The organism is Bradyrhizobium guangdongense, from assembly GCF_006483445.1.
Lineage (GTDB): Bacteria > Pseudomonadota > Alphaproteobacteria > Rhizobiales > Xanthobacteraceae > Bradyrhizobium > Bradyrhizobium guangdongense_A.
Genome location: NZ_PPPT01000105.1, coordinates 1 through 14,954 on the forward strand (window position 1 = coordinate 1; position 14,954 = coordinate 14,954).

Below are 14,954 nucleotides of genomic sequence, written 5' to 3' on the forward strand. Positions count from 1 at the left end.
TCTTGCCCGCGCGGGCAAGCACGGCATGGTGACGATGCCCGGCGTGTTCACGCCGACGGAAGCGCTGCTGGCCGCAAAGGCGGGCGCGTCGAGCCTAAAATTCTTTCCGGCGAGTGTGCTGGGCGCATCCGGCATCTCGGCGATCCGCGCCGTGCTTGCCCCCAACACGATGGTCGCTGCCGTCGGCGGCATCTCCGAGACAAATTTTGCGGAGTATATGAAAGCCGGCGTCCACGCCTTCGGCATGGGCTCGAGCCTCTACAAGCCCGGCATGACGGCCGCCGACGTGGCGGTGCGCGCCAAGGCGACGATGGACGCCTACGACCAAGCGCTTGGAGGCAAGTAGGATCGAGCTTGTCAGCTTCGCCGTGCGGATGGCCAGACCAGTCGCTCGTGCCGGCGCGCAAAACGGTGCCAATGCAGGACCACGCCGACCAGCAGCGCCGGGACGAAGCCGAGAACGATGATGAAGACCGGCAGTGGCTTTGGCGAGATGAACGCAATGGCGATATCGGAGATCAGCCAGAGCGCGGCGAACAGCACCGCGAAATCCATGCGCGGAAAGCGCAGATAATAGAACACCGCGGTGATGACGATGGCAGGGCCGATCGCGATGCCGATCATGACCGCCGTCAATTCCTTCGGGGTCAATGCATCCAGCACCATGGACGCCAACAGCCAGATGGCGGCGAACATGGCGATGATGTCGATGGGATGCCGCACCGCGGTACCTTTCGCAGGAAACGCGACATCGTTGTTGCCGGAACCGTGGCCGTCAAGCCCGAATCTGCCTATTCTTCCTCGGCACCCGGCGTCGGCCGCAGCATGAAATGGCCGAATGCGGAGGCGATCGGCTTGTCGGGATCGTCCTGCCAGGCGCGCGCCTCGAACGCGACGATGCGCCGGCCCTGCTTGACGATCGAGACGTTGGCAAAACTGTCGAGCGCACGGCCGGAGCGCAGATAGTTGACGGTGAGGCCGATCGGCTTTGGCGGCGATACGCCGAGTTCGCGCGTCACACCGACGATCGCGGCGGTTTCGAGAAAGGCACCGGTCATGCCGCCATGGATGGCCGGCAGGATCGGGTTGCCGATGATCTTCGGCGCGAACGGCATAATCAGCGCGCCGTTGTCGGCGAAGCGGATGCCGAGGCAGCGCGCGAACGGGCTGTTGGCAAAGGTGCCGGTCGGGTCATCAGGCGCGTCCAGCGTGGGGATCGCGTGATCGCCGGCCGGGCGGTCCATCAGCATGTTGGTGCGGTTGGCGCCGATCATGAAGCAGGCGGTGGCGGTGGCGACCGGATCGTCCTCGGACTCCTGATAGGCGGTGGAACGCACGAAGGCGATCGAGCGCGTGGTGCGATAGCAGATCGAATGCGCCTTGATGGCGAGGCCGGGCGTCGCCGGCTTCTGGTAGTCGATGCGCAAATCGAGCGTTGCAATCGCGCGAGAACCATCGAGCGCGAGCTGCACCGCCATGCCGCAGCTCTCGTCGAGCATCGCGGTGACGACGCCGCCATGTAGGACGCCGGTCTCGGTGTCGCCGACGAAGACCGGGCGATAAGGCAGGCTCGACCAGGCCTCGCGCGGTGCCGCGCGATCGAGCTGCAAGCCGCTGATCTGGCCGTAGACCGAGCGGCGGCCCTTGATGGCTTCAGCCAGTTCGTCAAAGGAAAGCGACGTGTTGTCTGATTTGGACATGGGTGACGTTCTAGACCAGCGGCGCCTCGCGCGCAAAAGGTCGTGCGAGCGCCCGCCCGAGGCTCGACAGGCGCGTCGGAACCGACGATGCTTGCGCGACCTCTCTCTTCATGTCCCGCAAGGAGCCCCCATGGCAGATCCCGACACGACCAACCAGGTGGGCGTGACCATTTCACCGGCGAGTGCGGAGCGCGCGCCGTTCATCTATTTCGACGGCGTGTCCTGCTTCGGCCACCACAACGGCACGATCCAGATCGAGCTCGCGACCAACCTGCTGATGCCCGTCGGGGCCGGCGTCCGGATCGACGTGATCCAGGCCGGCCACATCCGCTGCAGCCCCGCGGCGGCGACCGCGCTGCGCGAAGCGCTCGACAAGGCCTTGACCATGTTTCAGCAGGGACAGAACCAGATCCAGGCAGAGCCCATTCCCGCGATGAAGAACTGAGCGCGCTTCGCGCGCCGCTCAGCCGTGGGTCACATGCACCTTCGGCTTCTGGCCCGCGTTCCACTTGCCGTCGATGGCGCGCTCGATCTGGGCGGCGAGCTGCAGCAGCAGGCCGTCATTGGCTTGCTTTGCAATTGCCTGGATGCCGAGCGGCAGGCCGTGCTCATGGGTGGCCATCGGCAGCGAGATCGCGGGAATGCCGCAGAGATTCGCCAGCGGCGTGAAGGCAAAGTTGCGCCAGAGATTGCCGAACCAGTCGAGCACGTCGGGATTGTCCGAGATGGTCAGATATTCGGTGGTGCCGACCTTCGGCGTCGGCAGCGCGGTGACCGGCGTCAGGATGACGTCCCATTGCTCGAAGAAGCTGCCGAAAGCACGCGAGGTGGTGTTGAACACGGCTTGCATGCGCGCGCGATCGGCAAAACTGGTGTGGCGGCCGGCCTCCCAGATCCGGATGTTCATCGGCTCGATCAGGTCTTCCGGCGGCGCGTCCTGCCCGCGCGCAGCGATCATGTTGGAGATCACCACCGCAAAATTGCTGATGTAGCAGGTGGTCTGTGCGTCGAACGCAGCACGGAAGTCGAGCTCGGGCAGCGCGAAGTCGACGTGATGGCCGAGGCCTTCGAGGAAGCGGCCGGTCTTCTCCAGCTCGGCCGCGATATGCGGCGTTGCGCGATAATCGCCCCATTGCGTCGAGAGCGCAATCCGGAGCTTGCCCGGATCGCGCTTGATCATCTCGCTATAGGGCTGCGCCGTGCTCCAGAACGGCATGAACTCGCCGGGCGCCGGGCCCCTCGCATGGTCGACGAAGGCCGCGGTGTCGCGCACGCTGCGCGACTGGCAGCCCTGGATCGAGACGAGGCCGGTGAGATCGGACATCATCGGCGCCAGTGAGAACACGCCACGCGAGACCTTGAGGCCGATATTGCCGTTGACGCCGGCGGGGATGCGGATCGAGCCGCCGCCGTCGGTCGCATGGGCAATCGGCACCACGCCGGCCGCAACCATCGCCGCGCTTCCCGCAGACGAGCCGCAGGTGGTGTAGTCGGTATTCCAGGGATTGCGCGTGACGTAGACGGCGGGGTTCTCCGCCGAGCTGCAGACGCCGAATTCCGGCGTGGTGGTCCGCCCGATCAGGTTCAGTCCGGCCTGGCGAAACTTCGTCGTCAGGAAAGTGTCGGCGGCGGCGCGATTGCCGCGCATCAAGAGCGAGCCCATTTCCTGCAGGCGGCCCTTCATGGTCGGGCCGAGATCCTTCATCAGGAACGGCAGGCCGGCGAAGGGACCGGCGAGATTGGCGCCGTCCCTGGCCGGATCGGCGATCACATCGTCGAACAGCTCGACCACGCCCGACAGCGCGGAATCGACCTTGGCAACGCCGGCGGCGGCCTGCCGGGCCAGTTCAGCGGGCTTCAGCTCACCCTTCCTGACGCGTGTGGCAAGCCCCACGCCGTCATGCTGCGCCCATTCATTCCAGCTCATCGGCAAAGTCATGCTGCTCACTTCCCTCTTCGTGCAGCGACCTTCCTCATCCATCGTGCGATGCCAGTCAATCGAGGCCGGGCGAGGAGCTGGGTTGCGTCGCGGGGAGGGGCCGGACTACGTGGCCTGTCCGGCGGTCGCCAGCCTGAGACCTGCAAAAAAATACTCGCAGCCGACGGGATCCTGATACAGCGCCTTCACCCCGAGCCATGGTCCGTCCGGCCGAATGCCGTGACGTGCGGCGAACGCGCGTGCTTCGTCCAAGCGCCCCATATGGGCGTAGCAGGAGGCCAGGAACCAGATCGTCAGGACATAGGTCGGCAACTCGTGCAACGAAGGCTCAAGATAGGAACGGGCCTTGTCGAGGCGCTTGCCGAAGAAATGGCAGATGCCGAGGCCGGTCAGGTGGAAAGCCTTTCGCGCCGCGCGCGGGTCGAGCCGCAGCGAGCTTTCAAAGTGCTCGATCGCTAGCTCGGTCTCGCCGGCGATGGTATGGGTCCAGCCGCTCCACAGCCAGGCGAAGGCCGAGCTCGGGTTGCGGTGCAGCGCGTTGCCGACCAGTCCCTTCAGATAGTCGACGTCGCCGCCGAAATTGGTCAGCGCGCCTGCGGCCATGCCGAGTGTGACGGGATCGTCGGGTGCGGCCTCGACCGCGCGTCGCGCGAGCGCACGTCCCCTGGTGATTTCCGTGGCAGGATCCTCGCTCCAGCCGCTGACGAAATTCTGGCCGTGGCAGAGCGCAAGCAGGGACAGCGCAGGTCCATAGCGCGGGTCGCGCGCGATCGCCTGCTCCAGAAGCGCAATGGCCTCTTTCGTGGATTCGCGGGACCACGCCCGCGACGGCGGAAGCGCGCGCAGATAGAGGTCGTAGGCGGTCAGGTCGGCGGTGGGGCGGGCCGATGCACGCCGGATCTCGGCATCGTGCATCACGGGATCGATAACGCCCGCCACGCTGGAGGCGACCTTGTCCTGGAGGTCGAAGACATCGGCGAGCTCGCCGTCGAACCTGTCGGCCCACAGATGCGTGCCGGTCGCCGTTTCCACGAGCTGGCCCGCGATCCGTAGCTTTGCGCCGGCCCTGCGCACGCTGCCTTCCAGCACATAGCGCACGCCGAGCTCGTGACCGATCTGCTTGATGTCGACGGTCTTGCCCTTGTAGGTGAAGGACGAATTGCGGGCGATCACGAACAGCCATTTGAAGTGCGACAGCGCGGTGATGATGTCCTCGACCAGGCCGTCGGCAAAATACTCCTGCTCGGGGTCGTTGCTCAAATTCTCGAACGGCAAGACCGCGATCGACGGCTTGTCGGGCAGGACAGGTGCGGGACCGGCATAGAGAGCCGCTTGCGGCGTGGCAGGACGGGAACCAGGCGCGCTCTGATCGTCGAGCCGCAGCCGCCACGCCCGCATCAGCCGGGCGATGTTCTTTAGCGTTTGCGGTCCGAGATCGTCGCAGGCGATGTCGAGCTTGTCGCGGATCTGGCCATAGGCGGCATCCGAGATCAGCACGCCGCCGGGATCGGCGATGCCCTCCAGCCGCACGGCGATATTGACGTGATCGCCAAAGATATCGTTGTCATCGATGATGATGTCGCCGACGTCGATGCCGATGCGAAATTCGATGCCGCGCTCGCGCGGCTGACCGTGGTTGCGTCGCTGCATCTCGCGCTGGACCTCGATGGCGCAACGGGCTGCTTCGACGGCGCTGGCGAACTGCACCAGCATGGCATCACCCGACGTCTTGACCACGCGGCCGCGATGCGAGGCGATCGCGGGGTCGACCAGGGCCTTCCTGATTTCCTTGAGCCGGGCGACGGTACCTTCTTCGTCGGCGTGCATCAGGCGGCCAAAATCCGCGACGTCTGCCGCGAGCACTGCCGCCAGTCGCCGTTCGACCCGCTCGCCACTCAAGGGAAGTCCCCCGATCGGTCTCCTCAGGCATCAAAGCATAGGGGCAGGCTGCAGGGCTAGGGGCCAACGTCGCGGCACACGGAAAAGTGGACGGTAAAGGTCGCAATGATGGTGGTCGGCCGACGGCGCGATCGGATAACATGACCGACGTTCCAATCAAGCAGGAGTGTCTCATGCACAGGCTGATACTGGCTCTGACGGCGGCGACAAGCGTCCTCCTGGGGCTCGGCAGTGTCGCATTCGCCGATGCAATCGACGGCAACTGGTGCCAGGCCAACGGCCAGCGAATGTCGATACGCGGGCCGGCGATCGTCACGCCCGGCGGCCAGCAAATCACCGGCACCTACGACCGGCATTTCTTTTCATATGTGATTCCGACCGGCGAGACCGGCGCCGGCGCGACGGCCGAAATCCAGTTGCTGAGCGAAGATCTGGCCCACGAGCGCCAGCGCGGCGATGCCTCGTTGCGGGAGTGGCGGCGCTGTCCGCCCGGGGTGAGCTGACGCGTGCTGGTCGGGTTTTCCCTTCCGGGCACGCGAGGGATGGCTAACGGGTCGATACGCCGACAGTGGCCGGGGTAACCATCGCGGCCTGCTCGATGATGCGATGACGCGACGACAGCACCATGAGCTGGGCCGGAGAGGCCGGCATTCCGCCCGAGCTGAGTGAAGCGAGGGTGGACTGCTCCTCGACATTGGCAGCGCCGATCACTGCGACCTGATGGGTCGAGATCGGCATGCCCGCGACTTCGTAACTCGGAAGCTCTGCGGCGGAGGCTGCCGCTGCGCTCAATGCAACCGAAGCAATACAGGTGATAAAGGAAAGTCGCTTCATCTCAATCTCCGTTCGAGTCTTAATCAACGCACCATTGCTGGTCGCGAGCGCTATCGGTTTTGGGTCGCCCCCACATTGAAAATCGTTCATCTCCTTCGAGGCAATTCCGTTTCAGGACCGTTTCATCGGGCCACGAAAATGGTTTCGTGCCGAGGGGCGATGTCGCCTCAGGCGCAGCGTCGTGGAGCGAAGCGACGGTGATTTGGACTCTTTTGCCGACGTCAATAGGGAATGTGGCGACACGGCGGACGGGCTGCGATAAAATCCCCTGTCGAAGGCTCGTAGCCGCACCTTGATGAATCAACCGAGGTTGGTCCATAAGCGGCATCCCCGTAGCCGGTGTTCGGTTGCGTCGCGTGCTTGGATGAGGGATTCTCGCGTGGCAAACATCAATCAGAAAATTGCGCAAGAGCTCGGTGTACGGGAGGAGCAGGTCCAGGCCACGGTGACGCTGCTCGACGAAGGCGCGACCGTTCCCTTCATCGCCCGCTATCGCAAGGAGGTCACGGGCGCGCTCGACGACGCGCAATTGCGCACGCTGGAAGAGCGGCTCGCCTACCTGCGCGAGCTCGAGGACCGCCGCAAGGCCATCCTCGAATCGATTCGCGAGCAGGGCAAGCTCGATGCCGCGCTGGAAGCCTCGATCATGGCCGCCGACAGCAAGGCGCGCCTGGAAGACATCTACCTGCCGTTCAAGCCGAAGCGCCGCACCAAGGCGGAGATCGCCAGGGAAGCCGGCCTCGAGCCGCTCGCCGATACGTTGCTGACGAAGCCCGACACCGATCCAAAAGTGTTTGCGGAGACGTTCATCAACGCCGAAAAGGGCGTCGCCGATGCCGCGGCCGCGCTGGACGGCGCCCGCGCCATCCTGGTCGAGCGTTTTGACGAGGACGCCGACCTGATCGGCTCGCTGCGTGAGGACGTCTGGACCAATGCGCGCATGACCTCGACCGTGCGCAAGGGCAAGAACGCCGAGGGCGAAAAGTTCGCCGACTATTTCGAGTTCTCCGAGCCGCTGACCAAGCTGCCCTCGCACCGCATCCTGGCGATGTTCCGCGGCGAGAAGGAGGAGATTCTGGATCTCCAGATCCAGGCCGAGGAAGCGCCGCCCGCCGGCGTGCCCGGTGTCTACGAGCTGAAGATTATGAAGCGCTTTGGCATCGCCGATCTCAAGCGCGCCGGCGACCGCTGGTTACTCGACACCGTGCGCTGGGCCTGGCGCACGAAAATCCAGGTGCATCTCAACATCGATCTGCGCATGCGTCTGTGGAACGCGGCCGAGACCGAGGCGGTGCGCGTGTTCGCCTCCAACCTGCGCGATCTCTTGCTGGCTGCGCCCGCCGGCGCCCGCGCCACGATGGGCCTCGACCCCGGCTACCGCACCGGCGTCAAGGTTGCCGTGACGGATGCGACCGGCAAGGTCGTCGATACCGCCGTGATCTATCCGCACGAGCCGCAGCGGCAGTGGAACGAGTCGCTTGCGATCCTCGGCAAGCTTGCGCTGAAGCATCGCGTCGAGCTGATCGCGATCGGCAACGGCACCGCCTCGCGCGAAACCGACAAGCTCGCGGCCGATCTCGTTAAGGGGCTTCCCGAACTGAAGATGAACAAGATCGTGGTCTCTGAGGCTGGCGCGTCGGTCTATTCGGCGTCGGCCTTCGCTTCGGAGGAGCTGCCCGGGCTCGACGTCACCTTGCGCGGCGCGGTCTCGATCGCGCGGCGGCTGCAGGATCCGCTCGCCGAGCTCGTCAAGATCGAGCCCAAGGCGATCGGCGTCGGGCAGTACCAGCACGACCTCGGCCAGGCCAAGCTTGCAAAATCGCTCGATGCCGTGGTCGAGGATTGCGTGAACGCGGTCGGCGTCGACGTCAACACCGCCTCCGCACCGCTGCTGGCGCGGGTGTCGGGCGTCGGCGCGGGCCTTGCGCAGAGCATCGTGCAGCACCGCGACGCCAACGGTCCGTTCAAGTCACGCAAAGCGCTGAAGGACGTGCCGCGGCTCGGGCCAAAAGCTTTCGAGCAGTGCGCGGGCTTCCTGCGCATCCTCGGTGGCGAGGACCCGCTCGACGCCTCCGGCGTGCATCCGGAAGCCTATCCTGTGGTTCGCAGAATTCTCGCGGCGACCAAGAGCGACATCAAGGCGCTGGTGGGCAGCAGCGAGATCGTGCGCACGCTGAAGCCGAAGGACTTTGTCGACGAGACCTTTGGTCTGCCGACCGTCACCGATATCCTGCGCGAACTGGAGAAGCCCGGCCGCGATCCGCGCCCGGCCTTCAAGGCGGCCGTGTTCAAGGAGGGCGTCGAGGAGATCAAGGACCTCCAGAAGGGCATGATCTTGGAAGGCACCGTGACCAACGTCGCCGCCTTCGGCGCCTTCGTCGATATCGGCGTGCACCAGGACGGGCTCGTGCACATCTCGGCCATGTCAAAGACCTTCATCAAGGATCCGCGCGAGGTGGTGAAACCCGGCGACATCGTCAAGGTGAAGGTGTTGGACTTCGAGGTCGCCCGCAAACGCATCTCGCTCACCTTGCGGCTCGACGACGAGGTTGGCGCCAAGAAGGACGCGCCGGGCATGGCGCGCGACAACACGCGCAATCAGGGCAGGATGACGTCGTCGGCTCCGCGCAAGCCGCAGGAATCGTCCGGCGGCGGCGCGCTCGCCGAGGCCTTGCGCCGCGCAGCCGAGAAGAGCGGCGGCAAGCGGGCGTAACTCGCGTTCATCAAACTAACTCCGGCGTCAGAATCTGGCGCATTTGTAAGTTGAAGGCGAGGGGCCCGTCTCGTCTCCTGATCCTGCTTGTGGCGCACCAGGTCGCCGCAAGGCAGGAGGGTCTTTCGATGAACAACAGGCTTCTCACGGGCCTCGTCGCGGCGACGGTCGCCGCGACCTTGGCCGTCGCATCGCCCGTGCTGGCGCGAGGTGGCGGCGGAGGCGGGCATGGCGGCTTCGGTGGCGGCATGCGCGGCGGCGGGATGCATATGGGTGGCGCCCATGTCGGTGGTGCGCATTTCGGCGGTGCCCGCTTTGCCGGCCCGGCCATGGGCCATGCCGCGTTCGGTCCGCGCTTTGCCGGAGCGCCGATGGCGCGCGCGGCCTTTGCTCCGCGTTTTGCCGGCGCTGGCTGGCACGGCCATCATCACGGCGTCTTCCGCCATCACCGCTTCCATCGCTTCGCCTTCATCGGCGCGCCGGCCATCTATGCCGGCTATTACGACGGGTGCTGGCGGCGGGCGCCGACGCCCTATGGCTGGCAATGGGTCAATGTGTGCGGGGATTATTGGTACTAACGACGGACCGCACCATTGTCGCGATCGTCGCCGGGCAGTTCCGCCCTGCCCCGGAACGGGATAGTCTGGCGGCGATCGTCGCGCGGAGCATGTCATGACCGGAGGGAGCCGCCGCATCCTGGTCGTCGAGGACGACCTGGAGACCGCAGGCCAGCTCGTGGAGGAGCTCACGACCTCCGGCTACGAGGTCGATCTCGCCGCCACCGGCCGCGAGGCGCTGAGCCACGGCGCCGCGCGCGACTATGCCGTCATCACCATCGACCGCATGCTGCCCGACATCGACGGCATCACCGTGATGCGGCAGCTCCGCGACGACGGCATCAGCACGCCGTTCCTGATCATTTCGGCGCTCGGCGAGGTTGACGATCGCGTCCGGGGCCTGCGCGCCGGCGGCGACGATTATCTCGTCAAGCCGTACTCTTTCGTCGAATTGCTCGCGCGGCTGGAGGCGCTCGGTCGCCGCAGCGAGACCATCGCGAAGGAAACCATTTTGCGGGTCGGTGACCTCGCCATCGACCTGATCGCGCGCACCGCGAGCCGGCGGTCGCGAAAAATTCCGCTGCTGCCCCGCGAGTTCCAGTTGCTCGAATATCTCGTGCGCAACGAAGGCCGAGTCGTTTCCCGCGCGATGCTGCTGCAGCACGTCTGGGACCTGCATTTCGATCCCTCCACCAACATCATCGACGTTTATGTCGGCCGCGTCCGCCGCAAGGTCGACGATGCCCAGGCCTATCCGCTGATCCACACCATCCGCGGCATCGGATATTGTCTCCGTGCTCCTGGCTAAGACGCTCAAATCATCGACCTTCAGGCTGGCGCTGATCGCGATCGCGACATTCGGCCTGATCGTCTCCGGGATCATCGCCTATGTTTATTTCGCGACGCTTGCCTATGTGCGCGGCAGGGTCGGCGATGTCGGCGGTCACGACAGCTTTGCGGCGACGATCGAGCTCGCACTGATCGCGTTTGCCGTGCTGCTGCTGGTGCTGGCCGGCGTTGCGGCCGTGCTGGTGACGCGGCGCACGGTGGGACGGATCGAGCAGATCAACGCCACCAGCCGCGCCATCATGCTGTCCGGCCTCGACCAGCGCATCCCGCTGCGTGGCAGCCACGACGAATGGGACCGCGTCGCGGAAAACCTCAACCAGATGCTCGACCGCATCGAGACGCTGATGGGCGAGGTCAAGCAAGTCAGCGACAACGTCGCGCATGATCTGCGCACGCCGCTGACGCGGATGCGCGGCCGGCTGGAGAAGGCCTATCATGCGCCCCGCGACAGCGAGGCTGACGCGGCGCTGATCGGTGACACCATCGCCGATCTCGACGCCGTGCTCGGCATGTTCACCTCGATCACGCGGATCTCGGAAATCGAGACCCGCGCCCGCAAGGGTGCATTCCGTGAGCTCAATCTGACGGAGATCGCCGGCGAGGTCGTCGAGCTCTACGACGCCGCGGCCGAGCAGAACGGTACTGATCTCATTTTGGCTGGAGATAGCGACGTGCCTGTCACCGGCGACCGCGACTTGCTGTTCGACGCAATATCCAATCTCGTCGACAACGCGATCAAGCACGGCCGTGCGAAGGGCCGCGTGCTCGTCACCTGCAAGGCTGTCGAAAGCGGCGCGGTGATTTCCGTGGCCGACGATGGCCCCGGCATTCCCGCCGACCAGCGCGACCACGTCTTCAAGCGCTTCTACCGGCTGGAACAGAGCCGCTACGCGCCGGGTAATGGCCTTGGGCTGAGCCTCGTCGCCGCGGTCTCGCGGCTCCATGGTGCGGCGATCGAGCTTTCGGACACCGCGCCAGGCCTGGTATTCAAGCTCACATTTCCTAGAGATTGATCACGCCGCGGCGGGCGGCGTGTGCGACCGCATCGGTGCGGCCGGTGGCATCGAGCTTGTCGAGCAGCGAGCCGACATGGAACTTCACGGTATGCACGGAAATGCCGAGCTGGCGCGCGATCATCTTGTTCGAGGCGCCCTCGGCCATCAGGCCGAGCACGTCGAGCTCGCGCGGCGTCAGCTCGAATTCGGTGGGCGCAGTCGCGCTGCCGTTCCGCGCGACGATCGAAAGCGCGGCTTCACCGGGAGCGGCGAGGCGCAGGCCGGCGACGCCATCGAGCATCGCCGCCAGCCGGTCGGCCAGCACGGGGTCGTCGATCTCTACCGAGATCGCGATATCAGTCGTTTCGTCTGCGCTCACGCCTCGGGCCTCTCGGCGATCACGACCTTGAAGCTCACGGGTTCGCCGCCACGGCGCACCGCGACATCGACGGTCGCGCCGACGCTTTGCGGGCCCAGCGTCCGGGCCAGTGCGCGCACGCCGGAGAGTTTTTCGGCGTTGACGGCGACGATCACGTCACCCTGCCGGATGCCGGCAGCGGCCGACGGGCCGCCCTTGTCGACGTTCATCACCATCGCGCCGACGCCGTCATCGAGCCGCACCGGTTGCAGGCCAAGCCCGAGATAACCACGAGCAATGCGGCCGCGCGTCTCGAGCTGGGTCGCAACGCGTGTGATCGTCGCAGCCGGAATGACAAGCACACGCCGCGGTCCCAGCACGGCCATGCCGAACGCCTGGCCCGATGCGTCCAGCGCGAGCCCGCCCTGCTGGCTGTGGTGCAGGCGGACATCGAGCTCGATCCGCGCGTCGATCTCGCCGCCGCGCAGGCTCTTCCATGGTGCGCCCGCCAGCGACACCAGGCCGAGGCCTGCCGTCGCCGCACCGCGGTCGGAAGCGACCACGACTGCGAGCGAGCCCAGCGCGGGCACGGTCGGCGACAGCGCGGCCGGGGCGATGTCGGTCTCGACGCGCAGTAGCGCGATGTCGGTGGTGTGGTCGCGGCCGGCGATCGTGGCCGGCTTGGTGCTGCCGTCGGGCAGCCTGATCTCGACGTCGCCCTCATCTGCCAGCGCCTCGTCGGCGGTGATGATGAGGCCGGGCTTCCAGACGAAGCCGGAGGCGCGCTGGCGATGGGAATGCACGGAGACAACGGACGGCGCGGTGCGTGCGACGACGTCGGCAACAGCGGACGAGAGCGCGGCGAGGGATGTGGAATCGGTCATGGCAAGGCTCCTGTTGTCTCCAATCTGGGATGTCGGGCCGATTTGCGAAACTGGCCGGATGGGGAGGACTGCACCTGTGGTGCTCGGGTAGGCCGATTCGACGAACATGTGATTGGGAGCCGGTCACGGGAAAGTGTAGCAACGCCTTCAATTGCCGCCCTCAATCCTCGCGAGCCCTGAATGAAGACCCTCGACCTCACCCGCCGCACGCTGCTTCATCTGGCCGGCGCCACCTCGCTTGCGATGGCGGCTGCCGCTGCGGCGCGGGCCGAGGGCAACCCGCAAGGTGGGGGTCAAGGCAGCGGGCCGACCTACGCCAGCCGCACGCCGATGCGGGTCGGCATGGTGACGCTGCGGGTCATGCAGCTCGATGTCGTCACCGATTATTATCGCGACGTGCTCGGGCTGACCGTGATGGAGCGCTCCGCCACCTCAGCGCAACTCGGTGCCGGCGGCGTCACACTGCTGGTGCTGGAGGCGCGTCCCGATGCTGCGATCGAGCCGCGCAGCGCGGCCGGCCTCTATCACACCGCGTTCCTGATGCCGACGCGGAAGGATCTCGCGCGCTGGCTGGTGCACGCGGCCTCGCACAAGGTGCCGCTGTCGGGCTTTGCCGACCATCTCGTCTCGGAATCCGTCTATCTCGACGATCCCGAAGGCAATGGCATCGAGGTCTATGCCGACCGCGATCCCTCGCAATGGCAGTGGAGCGAGGGTTCGGTGAAGATGGCGACCGACGAGCTCAACATCCCGGACTTACTGTCACTCACGAACACGCGGGTCAGCGACTATGCCAAGGCGCCGGACGGAATGCGGGTGGGCCACATGCACCTGCGCGTCGGCGATCTCGTGCAGGCCGAAAAATTCTATCACGGCTCCGTCGGCCTCGATCCGACACGCAAGCGTAACGGCGCCGCGTTTCTGTCGTCGGGCCGCTATCACCACCATCTCGGCATGAACGTGTGGCAGAGCCAGGGCGCGGGCGTGCGCGACGACAGCATGACCGGGCTCGCCTGGTTCTCGCTGGTCACCGAGAAACCCGATCTCCTCGCCGCCCAGGAAACGCGCCTGCGCAAGGCCGGCGCCAAGCTCGAGGCGCTCGCAAATGGCGTCGAGGCCGTCGACCCCTGGGGCACGCGGGTGCGGCTGATCAAGGTTTGATCGCGGGCACGGGCATTGCTAAGACCTGGAGAGTGCAATCCAGCCTCCCGGGATCCAACCCGACATGCCCGAATTCCACGGCGTATTCCCCTATCTCGTCTCGCCCGTCGATGCCGACGGCACCGTGCGCACGAAGGTGCTGGGCAAACTCTGCGACGATCTGATCGGTGCCGGCGTCCACGGCCTGACGCCGCTCGGTTCGACCGGCGAATTCGCCTATCTCAATGCCGCGCAGCGCACGGCCGTGGTGCAGACCACGATCGAGGCCACGAAGGGCCGCGTTCCCGTGGTGGCCGGGGTCGCCTCTACCTCAACGGCTGATGCGGTGGCGCAGGCCAAGGCCTACCAGAAGCTTGGCGCCAACGGCATTTTGGCGATCATGGAGGCCTACTTCCCGATCGCGGACGCGCAGATCGAGTCCTATTTCCGCGCCATCGCCGACGCCGTCGACATTCCCGTCGTCATCTACACCAATCCGCAATTCCAGCGCTCCGACCTCACGCTCGATGTCATCGCGCGCCTCGCCGAGCATCCGCGCATCGGCTACATCAAGGATGCCTCGACCAATACCGGGCGCCTGCTCTCGATCATGAACCGCTGCGGCGACGGCATTCGCGTATTCTCGGCCTCCGCCCATATTCCGGCGGCCGTGATGCTGATCGGTGGCCTCGGCTGGATGGCGGGACCGGCCTGCATCATTCCGCGCCAGAGCGTCGAACTCTACAACCTCTGCAGGGCCGGCCGCTGGGATGCAGCCATGACGCTGCAACGGAAGCTGTGGCGGATCAACGAAGCCTTTGCCCGTTTCAACCTGGCCGCCTGCATCAAGGCGGGCCTGTCGATCCAGGGCTATGACGTCGGCGATCCCGTCCCGCCGCAGGCCGCGCTGACGGCCGAGCAGCGCAAGGTCGTGGAAGCGGCGTTGCGGGAGGTGGGCTAACTCTATCCCCTCGTCATGGCCGGGCTTGACCCGGCCATCCACGTCTCACCGCGCGGAAACGTGGATGCCCGGGACAAGCCCGGGCATGACGAAAATGTGGGTTTGGCAGCCTAAAACCGCGGCTG

The 14,954-nt window shown here is 65.9% G+C and carries 15 protein-coding genes and 1 pseudogene; 9 read left to right on the forward strand and 7 right to left on the reverse strand.

Features of this window, described 5'->3' with window-relative positions; all coding sequences use genetic code 11:
- Window positions 1–346, forward strand: a pseudogene (locus C2U70_RS15300) (2-dehydro-3-deoxy-6-phosphogalactonate aldolase); the annotation flags it as partial.
- An 11-nt stretch (window positions 347–357) separates the two neighbouring features.
- On the opposite strand, the gene C2U70_RS15305 reads toward C2U70_RS15300, so the two are convergent.
- Both C2U70_RS15305 and C2U70_RS15310 read right to left on the reverse strand, forming a co-directional pair.
- Window positions 358–723: a hypothetical protein gene (locus tag C2U70_RS15305; protein WP_186294279.1), complete on the reverse strand. Its 366-nt coding sequence runs from the start codon at window positions 721–723 to the stop codon at window positions 358–360.
- 68 nt (window positions 724–791) lie between these two features.
- Complete coding sequence (locus C2U70_RS15310; protein ID WP_140979192.1) at window positions 792–1,700, reverse strand: PaaI family thioesterase; 909 nt, start codon at window positions 1,698–1,700, stop codon at window positions 792–794.
- A gap of 130 nt (window positions 1,701–1,830) precedes the next feature.
- Here C2U70_RS15310 and C2U70_RS15315 point away from each other — a divergent pair, with 130 nt between their 5' ends.
- Window positions 1,831–2,145, forward strand: coding sequence for a hypothetical protein (locus tag C2U70_RS15315; RefSeq protein ID WP_140979194.1), 315 nt, complete (start codon window positions 1,831–1,833; stop codon window positions 2,143–2,145).
- A gap of 18 nt (window positions 2,146–2,163) precedes the next feature.
- On the opposite strand, the gene C2U70_RS15320 is transcribed toward C2U70_RS15315, so the two are convergent.
- Window positions 2,164–3,639, reverse strand: coding sequence for an amidase (locus C2U70_RS15320; protein ID WP_186294282.1), 1,476 nt, complete (start codon window positions 3,637–3,639; stop codon window positions 2,164–2,166).
- 105 nt (window positions 3,640–3,744) lie between these two features.
- Complete coding sequence (locus C2U70_RS15325; RefSeq protein WP_140979195.1) at window positions 3,745–5,538, reverse strand: adenylate/guanylate cyclase domain-containing protein; 1,794 nt, start codon at window positions 5,536–5,538, stop codon at window positions 3,745–3,747.
- A gap of 140 nt (window positions 5,539–5,678) precedes the next feature.
- Between C2U70_RS15325 and C2U70_RS15330 the strand changes: the two genes are divergently transcribed.
- Window positions 5,679–6,041: a hypothetical protein gene (locus tag C2U70_RS15330; protein ID WP_140979196.1), complete on the forward strand. Its 363-nt coding sequence runs from the start codon at window positions 5,679–5,681 to the stop codon at window positions 6,039–6,041.
- A 43-nt stretch (window positions 6,042–6,084) separates the two neighbouring features.
- Here the strand turns inward: C2U70_RS15330 and C2U70_RS15335 are convergent, their stop codons facing one another.
- The gene (locus C2U70_RS15335) at window positions 6,085–6,372 is read right to left on the reverse strand and encodes a hypothetical protein (protein WP_140979198.1); all 288 of its coding nucleotides are present in this window, start codon (window positions 6,370–6,372) and stop codon (window positions 6,085–6,087) included.
- Window positions 6,373–6,751: 379 nt separating this feature from the next.
- On the opposite strand from C2U70_RS15335, the gene C2U70_RS15340 reads away from it, so the two are divergent.
- The 4 genes from C2U70_RS15340 to C2U70_RS15355 all read left to right on the forward strand — a co-directional run bounded on the left by C2U70_RS15340 (window position 6,752) and on the right by C2U70_RS15355 (window position 11,504).
- Window positions 6,752–9,085: a Tex family protein gene (locus tag C2U70_RS15340; RefSeq protein WP_186294280.1), complete on the forward strand. Its 2,334-nt coding sequence runs from the start codon at window positions 6,752–6,754 to the stop codon at window positions 9,083–9,085.
- A gap of 128 nt (window positions 9,086–9,213) precedes the next feature.
- Window positions 9,214–9,663, forward strand: a complete 450-nt coding sequence (locus tag C2U70_RS15345) for a hypothetical protein (RefSeq protein ID WP_140979202.1) — start codon at window positions 9,214–9,216, stop codon at window positions 9,661–9,663.
- Window positions 9,664–9,757: 94 nt separating this feature from the next.
- Window positions 9,758–10,450 carry a response regulator transcription factor gene (locus C2U70_RS15350; protein WP_140979204.1) on the forward strand — a complete coding sequence of 231 codons (693 nt, stop codon included), beginning with the start codon at window positions 9,758–9,760 and terminating at the stop codon, window positions 10,448–10,450.
- A complete protein-coding gene (locus C2U70_RS15355) occupies window positions 10,437–11,504 on the forward strand; it encodes a sensor histidine kinase (protein ID WP_140979205.1) in 1,068 nt (355 codons plus the stop codon). Before C2U70_RS15350 ends, C2U70_RS15355 begins: the two co-directional genes overlap by 14 nt.
- Here C2U70_RS15355 and C2U70_RS15360 read toward each other — a convergent pair.
- Both C2U70_RS15360 and C2U70_RS15365 read right to left on the reverse strand, forming a co-directional pair.
- Window positions 11,494–11,865 (reverse strand): response regulator transcription factor, encoded by a 372-nt coding sequence (locus C2U70_RS15360; protein WP_140979207.1) that lies wholly within the window; start codon window positions 11,863–11,865, stop codon window positions 11,494–11,496. The genes C2U70_RS15355 and C2U70_RS15360 overlap by 11 nt on opposite strands.
- Window positions 11,862–12,728 carry a S1C family serine protease gene (locus tag C2U70_RS15365; protein ID WP_140979209.1) on the reverse strand — a complete coding sequence of 289 codons (867 nt, stop codon included), beginning with the start codon at window positions 12,726–12,728 and terminating at the stop codon, window positions 11,862–11,864. The genes C2U70_RS15360 and C2U70_RS15365 overlap by 4 nt, the downstream gene beginning before the upstream one ends.
- Window positions 12,729–12,908: 180 nt before the next feature.
- On the opposite strand from C2U70_RS15365, the gene C2U70_RS15370 reads away from it, so the two are divergent.
- Both C2U70_RS15370 and C2U70_RS15375 read left to right on the forward strand, forming a co-directional pair.
- The gene (locus C2U70_RS15370; RefSeq protein ID WP_140979211.1) at window positions 12,909–13,889 is read left to right on the forward strand and encodes a VOC family protein; all 981 of its coding nucleotides are present in this window, start codon (window positions 12,909–12,911) and stop codon (window positions 13,887–13,889) included.
- 64 nt (window positions 13,890–13,953) lie between these two features.
- Window positions 13,954–14,829 (forward strand): dihydrodipicolinate synthase family protein, encoded by an 876-nt coding sequence (locus tag C2U70_RS15375; protein ID WP_140979213.1) that lies wholly within the window; start codon window positions 13,954–13,956, stop codon window positions 14,827–14,829.
- Window positions 14,830–14,954: the final 125 nt, after the last annotated feature.

Excerpts from the sequence above, each read along its gene's own strand:
- C2U70_RS15365 (WP_140979209.1), bottom strand. The coding sequence starts at position 12,728 with ATGACCGATTCCACATCCCTCGCCGCGCTCTCGTCCGCTGTTGCCGAC.
- C2U70_RS15330 (WP_140979196.1), top strand. The coding sequence starts at position 5,679 with ATGACCGACGTTCCAATCAAGCAGGAGTGTCTCATGCACAGGCTGATA.
- C2U70_RS15315 (WP_140979194.1), top strand. The coding sequence starts at position 1,831 with ATGGCAGATCCCGACACGACCAACCAGGTGGGCGTGACCATTTCACCG.
- C2U70_RS15350 (WP_140979204.1), top strand. The coding sequence starts at position 9,758 with ATGACCGGAGGGAGCCGCCGCATCCTGGTCGTCGAGGACGACCTGGAG.
- C2U70_RS15370 (WP_140979211.1), top strand. The coding sequence starts at position 12,909 with ATGAAGACCCTCGACCTCACCCGCCGCACGCTGCTTCATCTGGCCGGC.
- C2U70_RS15310 (WP_140979192.1), bottom strand. The coding sequence starts at position 1,700 with ATGTCCAAATCAGACAACACGTCGCTTTCCTTTGACGAACTGGCTGAA.
- C2U70_RS15335 (WP_140979198.1), bottom strand. The coding sequence starts at position 6,372 with ATGAAGCGACTTTCCTTTATCACCTGTATTGCTTCGGTTGCATTGAGC.
- C2U70_RS15375 (WP_140979213.1), top strand. The coding sequence starts at position 13,954 with ATGCCCGAATTCCACGGCGTATTCCCCTATCTCGTCTCGCCCGTCGAT.
- C2U70_RS15320 (WP_186294282.1), bottom strand. The coding sequence starts at position 3,639 with ATGACTTTGCCGATGAGCTGGAATGAATGGGCGCAGCATGACGGCGTG.
- C2U70_RS15345 (WP_140979202.1), top strand. The coding sequence starts at position 9,214 with ATGAACAACAGGCTTCTCACGGGCCTCGTCGCGGCGACGGTCGCCGCG.